Source organism: Romboutsia sp. (genome assembly GCF_051659545.1).
Classification (GTDB): domain Bacteria; phylum Bacillota; class Clostridia; order Peptostreptococcales; family Peptostreptococcaceae; genus JBOFOR01.
Genome location: NZ_JBOFOR010000175.1, coordinates 1 through 5,404 on the forward strand (window position 1 = coordinate 1; position 5,404 = coordinate 5,404).

4 protein-coding genes and 1 pseudogene are annotated in these 5,404 nt (G+C 31.3%); 2 read left to right on the forward strand and 3 right to left on the reverse strand.

Translation table 11 applies throughout. The features are described from left to right. The coding region (locus ACRC03_RS09370) for a DUF7507 domain-containing protein (protein WP_438652302.1) at positions 1–1,728 on the reverse strand (1,728 nt) is incomplete at its 3' end. 428 nt (positions 1,729–2,156) lie between these two features. Between ACRC03_RS09370 and ACRC03_RS09375 the strand changes: the two genes are divergently transcribed. Continuing rightward, positions 2,157–3,056 carry a trypsin-like peptidase domain-containing protein gene (locus ACRC03_RS09375; protein WP_438652303.1) on the forward strand — a complete coding sequence of 300 codons (900 nt, stop codon included), beginning with the start codon at positions 2,157–2,159 and terminating at the stop codon, positions 3,054–3,056. 11 nt (positions 3,057–3,067) lie between these two features. Next, the gene (locus ACRC03_RS09380) at positions 3,068–4,153 is read left to right on the forward strand and encodes a DUF11 domain-containing protein (RefSeq protein WP_438652304.1); all 1,086 of its coding nucleotides are present in this window, start codon (positions 3,068–3,070) and stop codon (positions 4,151–4,153) included. 380 nt (positions 4,154–4,533) lie between these two features. Here ACRC03_RS09380 and ACRC03_RS09385 read toward each other — a convergent pair whose 3' ends face one another. Both ACRC03_RS09385 and ACRC03_RS09390 read right to left on the reverse strand, forming a co-directional pair. Continuing rightward, complete coding sequence (locus ACRC03_RS09385) at positions 4,534–4,851, reverse strand: helix-turn-helix domain-containing protein (RefSeq protein ID WP_438652305.1); 318 nt, start codon at positions 4,849–4,851, stop codon at positions 4,534–4,536. A 153-nt stretch (positions 4,852–5,004) separates the two neighbouring features. After that, positions 5,005–5,404 (reverse strand): annotated as a pseudogene (locus ACRC03_RS09390) (IS4 family transposase); the annotation flags it as partial.

A 5,404-nucleotide genomic window follows, 5' to 3' on the forward strand; every position in this document is an offset into this window, starting at 1 on the left:
TGCTTGTTTTAATGGTGTTTGTAGCGTATTTGAATTACCTGATCCTGATTCTCCATTTGGTAGACTTGGATCTTTAGTATATACAAAGTTTATAGTTGAATCATTTACTATAGTTCCACCTACTGGTATTGAAACAACATCTACTGTAAATGATACTGTTGCTGTTCCACCTGCTGCTATATCTCCAACATTTATTGGAGGTACTGGCGTAGGATTTGTTGTTCCAACTGGTGTTGTATCTGTGAATACTACATTAACTGCTGTAGTGTTACCACTATTTTTAAGAACTACTGTATAAGTTAAAGTATCTCCTAGTTTTACAACTGATGGACTTCCGGATTTAACCATTCCATCATTAGCTTTATCTATAATTGCTTCATTAACTGGTGTTATTACTTGATTTGAATTACCGCTACCAGTTGCTCCATCTGGTACACTTGGATCAGCTGTAAACTTAAAGTTAACAGTTGAATCATTTGGTATAGTTCCAGTTGCTGGAAGTGTAACTACAGTTACTGCAAATGATACTGTAGATATAGCTCCTGGTGCTATAGTTCCAACTGGTACTGAACTTGGAGGTGCTGGGTTTGCTCCTGCTATAGTTACACTATTTACAGTTACTGAATTTGCTACAAACGTTGTTCCTGTTGGAATAGTGTCGCTGAATGTTACACTAGTAGCTGTTGCATTTCCCGTATTTTTAAGTCCTACTGTATAAGTTATAACCTCTCCTAGTTTTACTGCTGCTGGGCTAAATGATTTTATCATTCCTCGACCATTTGTATAATCTATTGTAGCTTGATTTACACCAATTATTACTGTATTAGTATTTCCTGAACCTGGTACTGCTGGTAAACTTGGGTCTACTACATAATCAAAGTTTACTGTACCATCATTTGGTATAATTCCACTTGGTGGAATTGTATTAACAACAACATTAAATGATACTGTAGAAGTAGCTCCTGGTCCTATATTTCCAACTGGTATTGAACTTGGAGGATTTGGATCTGCTCCTGGTATAGTTACACCATTTACAGTAACTGAATTTGGTACGGTTACAAATGTTGTTCCTGTTGGTATAGTATCACTTAAGAATACATTATTAGCTGTTGTATTTCCTGTATTTGTCATACCTATTGTATAGGTTACAGTATCTCCAACTTTTACAGATGATTTATCTGCTGATTTTACAAATCCACCATCAGCATTATCTATAGTCGCTTGTTTAACTGGTATATCTACTTCATTTGAGTTACCTGAACCTGGTACTGCTGGTAAACTTGGGTCTACTACATAATTAAAATTAACTGTTGAATTATTTGGTATTGTTCCGCCTACTGGTATTGAGCTAACAACAACTGTGAATGTTACTGTAGCAGTCACACCTGGTCCTATACTTCCTACTGGATATGGAGGTGCTGGTGCTTGATTTATTGTTCCGATTGGTAGAGTATCTGTCACTACTACATTGTTAGCAGTTGTATTTCCGGTATTTGTAAGAGTTATCGTATAAGTTATCGTATCTCCCAATTTTACGTATGATGGTACTCCTGATTTTATCATTCCTTGGCCATTTGTATAATCTATTTGTGCAATATTTACTTGAGTATTAACTATATTAGTTATATTTGACCCAGGAACGGTAACAGGAATGCTTGGGTCAACTATATATTCGTAGTTAACCAACGCACTATTGGGAATAGGATTTGGGCTTGGTAAGGTAGCCATTTAATTTCTCCTCTCTCTAATTTATTTTCTTGCTTATGTTTGAATTAGTCTTAGTTTTTCTTGACTTATATTCTAAAATTAGTCTGGCTAATTTACTTGATTTTTCATGCGTATTATAAAGGATACTGCCTACTTAAAAATAAATGTTAACTTTTAAATTTGGTCTTATCCATCAAATTTAAATTCAAGATTTATATTGAATTTTAAATTATTTAATACATATCTAGTTATATAAACCTTAGATACGTATTAAATAGAAATAATCCAAGTACAATTATATACTATGAATTTAAGACTAACTTTGTTATATAATTATGTGTTTTATTTCTAAAAATAAGTAATTTTTTTATATCCTTGTCTAAAATATGGACAGTATCATTTTTCATTCATATTATATAGTGGTTACTTAATTTTTTCGAGGTGATGCTATGTATAATAATATGGCTTATGTATGTGAAAATGAATATCAAAACTTTTTTAATTTACCTAATGTTAATGGACTTGGCATAGGTAATAAAATTATTAATGGAATAGATACTTTAAGTCCTTGTCTTAAAGTAATGGTTATAAAAAAGGTTGGTAAGGAGGAACTTCAAACTCATGAAATTATACCAAAAGAATACAAAGGTATACCTACAGATGTTGTAGAAGTTGGAGAAATTTATGCTCATGGAAATACGGGTAAAATTAGACCAGCTCAAGGTGGGTATAGTATTGGAGTTGTAGGAACTTTTATTGTAGGAACACTTGGATGCTTAGTATCAAATGGAACTGGTAGTGCTCTTAAAACTTATATTCTTAGTAATAATCATGTTATTGCTCTTGAAAATACTGCTCCTATTGGTAGTTTAATTCTACAACCAGGTCAAGCTGATGGAGGAATTAATCCAGGTGATGGTATAGCTAACTTAAGTTCATTTGTACCTGTCAATTTTTCTGGTGGAAATAATCTTGTAGATTGTGCTATTGCCCAAGTTATAAGTACGACTTTAGTTTCTTCTCAAATTGTATCTATTGGTAATATAACTGGTATTGCAAGTGCTATTGTAGGCGGTTTTGTTCAAAAATCTGGAAGATCTACTAGCTATACAACTGGTACTATACAATCTATAAACACTACATTACTTGTAAATTATAGTGGTGGTAAACAAGCAACTTTTATAAGACAATTAGTAGCTAGTTCTATGTCTCAAGTAGGTGATTCTGGAAGTATTGTACTAGATAGTTCTAATAGAGCAATTGGATTAATATTTGCTAGTTCTACTAGTATTACTGCACTTAATGATATAAGAGATGTGCTAAAAAGCTTTAGAGCTAGACTGGTTTAAGGAGGTAATATATGAACCCAAATATAAGCTCAACTAAAGCTGTAGACTTAGGCTATGCCACTATTGGAGATACACTCAACTATACAGTAGTTATAAAAAATAATGGTGATACTAGTGCTACTAGTGTAAATTTAACTGATTTAATTCCTCAAGGTGCTAATTTTGTTACAAATAGTATATTTGTAAACACTATAAATAAACCAGGTATAGATCCAGCACTTGGCATAGATTTAGCTACTATTGCTATAGGTAACACAACAACAGTTACTCTTCAAGCCCTTGTAGTTAATTATCCTGTAGTTAATCCACTTTTAAATATTGGGCAAGTTGATTATCAATATAACGAAAGTGCCACTTCAATACCAAATATAATAACTACTAGCACTGATACCAATACAGCAGTCACAACTATAAATACTCCTATAATAACTCTAACTAAATCTTCAAATCAAGCTTTTGTTGGCGTTGGAACTACTATAACTTACACAGTATCTATAACAAATACAGGTAATGTTACTGCAAGTAATGTAACTTTCCTCGATACTATTCCTACTGGAACTACATTTGTGCCTAACTCAGTAACCATATTTGGCACAAGTATTCCAGGTGCAAGCCCTGCTCCTCCTGGTGGTTTATTTTTCGGAGCACTACCTGCTGGTAGCGGAAGTGTTTTTACATTTCAAGTAGTAGTAGTTTCAATTCCACCAAGTAGATCTATAATTAATTTCTGTGATGCTTCTTATGTATATACTACTCATCCAACTATTGTTAATGGTGAAAGTGGAAGAACAACATCTAATGTAGTTATTACTAGTTCACCTGGTGCAAATTTAGTTGGAGCTACTAAGTCAGTAGATAAAAACTATGCTAAATGTGGAGATATTTTAACTTATACTATTAATCTTCCTAACAATGGAACTACAACTGCTTCAAATGTAATTATTCACGATACCGTGCCAAATGGAACCACTTTTATTTTAGGTTCTATTGCTGTAAATGGCACTACTATTGGAGGTAATCCAAGTTCTATACCTGTTGGAGCTATTGCCCCAGGAGCTGTAAGTACTATAATATTTAAGACTCAAATTACTTGTTAATATGAAAGAACCACCTTTGCTATTACATAGCTTAGGTGGTTCTTATTATGTGCGCATATTTATGTAAACAAATTCACAAATGTTTGTGTTTTAATTACTGAAAACTTATACATATTTAAATATGTCATAAATTAGATACACTAACAGATTAACTTTAAATATATTTTTTAGGACTTTTTATACTATTTAAAAACAATATTTTTATAGAAAAATATTAGTAACAGTAACAGTAACAGTAACAGTAACAGCAACATACTTTACATTAAGCATTTTAATATGCTGATTTATAGATATAGAGGTAGAATCCGGAAAATGCGTAAATGGTACGTTAAGCTAAAATAACCCGCTGTTTCCAACGGGTTGAGCATTTTAAGATTTATCTAATTATTCAACATTTTATCTTCATCTAATTTTCTATAAAGAGAAGATCTTGAAATATTAGTTATTTCACATATTTGCTTAACTGTCATATCTCCCTCATGATACAATTTAACTGCATAATTTATTCCTTCATGATTCTTATGATACTTTTTAACTCTTCCTTTATATTTTCCTTGAGATTTAGCAATTTCAATACCTTCACGTTGCCTCATTTTAATCAAATCTCTTTCAAGTTGATTAACGCCAGCCATTACAGTTATTAAAAATTGGCTATATCGGGGGAGACCCATGGCCGTAAACCTAAGGTATATAAACATATATCAATAGTTTGATGGCTTATTTTTTTGATGATTTACATTGATATGAAAGATTATTTTCCGTTAAATCATCTGATTTAATTTTTTGAGTACACAAAAAACTACTTAAGAATTTTGTACTTAAATTTAGGCTAATTTGATATTAAATTTCTACTAAATTGCAATTTTTTCTATTTTATTTGACTCTAAATTAATGATTTCTAAGATATCAAAAACTGTTTTTTTATGCTTTTTCCTTGATTTTATACTGAACCTCTTAAAATTAAGTATTATTCTTTTTAAAATCCGTATAATACATAGCTCACCTTTAAAAATTTCATGAGCAAGTTTAGGTAAATACTGAGCGAGAGCTCCAAAAGATTTAATTTCACTAATTTCTTTATCATCTTCATCCATAATAATATTTTTAGCTGTAAAAACTATTGAAGAAGATAATAATAATGAAATTAGCCTACCATATAAAAAACATTTAAACCTTTCCATTTTAACTTTTTTTACATGACTAATTTTGAAAATAGATTTCCATACTTTAAACATTATTTCTATTTGCCAC

What these genes read in the sequence shown, in the direction of transcription:
- ACRC03_RS09375 (WP_438652303.1), top strand. Translation starts at nt 2,157, where the DNA reads ATGTATAATAATATGGCTTATGTATGTGAAAATGAATATCAAAACTTT.
- ACRC03_RS09380 (WP_438652304.1), top strand. Translation starts at nt 3,068, where the DNA reads ATGAACCCAAATATAAGCTCAACTAAAGCTGTAGACTTAGGCTATGCC.
- ACRC03_RS09385 (WP_438652305.1), bottom strand. Translation starts at nt 4,851, where the DNA reads ATGTTTATATACCTTAGGTTTACGGCCATGGGTCTCCCCCGATATAGC.